The sequence below is a fragment of the Bacteroides sp. DH3716P genome (assembly GCF_025914115.1).
Taxonomy (GTDB): Bacteria; Bacteroidota; Bacteroidia; order Bacteroidales; family Bacteroidaceae; genus Bacteroides; species Bacteroides ovatus.
Genome location: NZ_CP083673.1, coordinates 6,568,315 through 6,571,389, shown reverse-complemented (window position 1 = coordinate 6,571,389; position 3,075 = coordinate 6,568,315). Strand labels below are relative to the sequence as shown.

Annotated in this window: 2 protein-coding genes; both read left to right on the top strand. The window is 39.4% G+C overall.

Features of this window, described 5'->3' with window-relative positions; genetic code table 11:
- Positions 1 to 87 precede the first annotated feature (87 nt).
- Positions 88 to 1,545: an aminoacyl-histidine dipeptidase gene (locus tag KQP79_RS25420; protein ID WP_004312095.1), complete on the top strand. Its 1,458-nt coding sequence runs from the start codon at positions 88 to 90 to the stop codon at positions 1,543 to 1,545.
- Between the two features lie 882 nt (positions 1,546 to 2,427).
- On the top strand, positions 2,428 to 2,598 hold the full coding sequence (locus KQP79_RS25415; protein WP_004301421.1) for a hypothetical protein: 171 nt from the start codon (positions 2,428 to 2,430) through the stop codon (positions 2,596 to 2,598).
- Positions 2,599 to 3,075 lie beyond the last annotated feature (477 nt).

Here is a 3,075-nt window from a genome sequence, read left to right as displayed (position 1 = left end):
ACACCGTCAATAGGGCATTGGCGGCTGTCGGGGATACCTTGGGTATTAAACTTAAACATAATGCTGCTTAATTTTAATTAGTTACTTATGAGTACCATTCTTTCTTTAGCTCCACAGAACGTGTGGAAGCATTTTTATTCGTTGACACAGATTCCCCGTCCGTCAGGACACATGGAAAAGATTACAGCATTTCTTTTAGGTTTCGGAAAAGAGCTGGGGCTGGAGTCTTTTGTAGACGAAGCAGGTAATGTGATTATCCGTAAACCTGCCACTCCGGGTATGGAAAACCGGAAAGGTGTGATTCTTCAGGCGCACATGGATATGGTTCCGCAGAAGAACAACGATACTGTACACGATTTTGAAAAAGATCCGATTGAAACTTATATAGACGGTGACTGGGTAAAAGCAAAAGGCACTACTCTGGGTGCAGACAACGGACTGGGTGTAGCTGCTATTATGGCCGTGTTGGAAGCAAAAGACCTGAAACACGGTCCTTTGGAAGCTCTTATCACGAAAGACGAAGAAACCGGCATGTACGGTGCGTTCGGCTTGAAACCGGGTACACTGAACGGAGAGATTCTTTTGAATCTGGATTCGGAAGATGAAGGCGAGTTGTATATTGGTTGTGCTGGAGGTATGGATGTAACTGCTACCCTGGAATATAAGGAAGTAGCTCCCGAAGAAGGAGATATCGCAGTGAAAGTTACATTGAAAGGATTACGTGGCGGACATTCGGGATTGGAAATCAATGAAGGACGTGCCAATGCTAATAAGTTGCTGGTTCGTTTCGTTCGTGAGGCGGTTGCCAGCTATGAAGCCCGTTTGGCTAGCTGGGAAGGTGGTAATATGCGTAATGCTATCCCACGTGAAGCACATGCGGTTATTACCATTCCGGCTGAAAATGAAGAAGAACTATTGGGCTTGGTGAAATACTGCGAAGACCTGTTCAATGAAGAATATTCGGCAATTGAAACACCGATCAGCTTTACGGCTGAACGTGTGGAACTTCCTGCGGGGCAAGTGCCTGAAGAGATTCAGGACAATCTGATTGATGCAATCTTTGCTTGTCAGAACGGTGTGACACGTATGATCCCTACTGTTCCAGATACGGTAGAAACTTCTTCCAACCTTGCTATTATAACGATTGGTGAAGGAAAGGCAGCCATTAAGATTCTGGCTCGCAGTTCAAGCGATAGCATGAAAGAATATCTGACTACCAGCCTGGAGTCTTGTTTCTCTATGGCAGGGATGAAGGTAGAGATGACAGGCGGATATTCCGGTTGGCAACCTGATGTAAATTCTCCGATTTTGCATGCGATGAAGTCATCCTATAAACAACAGTTTGGTGTAGAACCTGCAGTGAAAGTGATTCACGCTGGCTTGGAATGTGGTATTATCGGTGCTATTATTCCGGGATTGGACATGATTTCTTTTGGTCCGACTTTGCGTTCACCGCATTCACCGGACGAAAGAGCGTTGATTCCTACCGTACAGAAGTTCTATGACTTCCTGGTGGCAACTTTGGAGCAAACTCCAATGAAATAACGTATTTCTCTTTATATAAATATTCTCCTATTATATAATAGGTGACCATAGTGAAGGCACGGATGATATTTCATCTGTGCCTTTTTTCATATTTATTGCAGCGTATATTACAATTCTGCTTTATAACAAATAAATTAATTGATGCAAATCAAGAAATATGCTATAAAACATAAATTTCTCTCTTTTTTAGATCAATGTATAAACAAAGGCTGTATTTTTGTGTTGTAAAACATGTAATTAGGAGGATAACAAAATGAAAAGTTTAAAAAGATTGTTTAGAAAGATCGGCGAAGCCGATGTACATGTTTGGGGATATTCAACAATTAATACCAAACCAAACAAGTAAGTTTTATTTTTTAGTTTTCAGGAATTAGTAATTTAAAAGGTTTAAAGATTATGGCAAAGAAAATGGGTTCTTTAGTTAGAAAAATCCTTAGTGAAGTAGGTCGTAATGAAATGCTTTCATGGGGGTACAGAATTGAGAAATGAGAACAAGTACATTAACTAAGTTTAGAGTGGGGATACGTTATTAAATACGATATCCCCATTTTTTATATCTAAAATTTTATATAGAGTTGTTTTAGCTAACAACTGTGGCGGGGGATCTGTTTCAGTGTCAGTTCCTCCTTTAATTTCTGTGTTTGGGTACACTGTCTTTTGCCACTTGGGCTGGAATGTATCACATGCGAGTTTGGCTGATTTTACTATCACACCCTCACCGAATCACTTGAAAGCCTTTGTTCATCGATGTTACAAAGGGTGAGGGTAACTGTGATTGTAGGGTGAGGGTAATTTTTACTCTCACCCTACAATTATACCTGTAATAAGTGCTTAATAGTTGATTTATAGTAAGTTGTATGCTGATTTGTCTGGTACTAATACATGAAAGATGATGTATTTGTGTCTGATAACTGGCGTAATATTATCTGGAATAACAGGCTGAACGAGATAATAGATACGGATGAATTAATTGTATTCCGTAAGGTTTCGATTGGCTTCTCCATAGGGGAAAATCAGTTTCAAGCTTGTGAACAGTTTGTTTCATACGCTTGAAACACTTAGTTTCAAGGTATTAAACACTTAGTTTTCCGGTGTGAAACTGGTAGTTTCATTACTTGAAACTGTTGGTCTCAAGGCATAAAACAGCTTGTTCACCGGCATGAACAAGCCATTTTATGTAGAGGTGCTGCAAATTATTGAGTGTCTTCTATGAATATGCCCGGATTCTTATAAACGAGACAGTGTGTAAGATACCTCTATCTTGCACGCATCTGCAACGGTATCTTGCACTGCTTCAAATACTTGTATATCAGTTGACTATCGCTGGTTTAGTGTAAGGTGCAAGATACTTTTGCATTTATGAACTTGTAAGAGATAGGTGAATCTTATTGCAGAAGATAAACTTTTCAATTAAATAATAAACCGAGTGGCAGTTTTTGGACTTTTTATTTTAGATTTTCAACGGTTTAATATAACCGTTTGAAGAATAAACATTTAACTGAGTATTTGAGAAACAGTGGTAACGAGTTA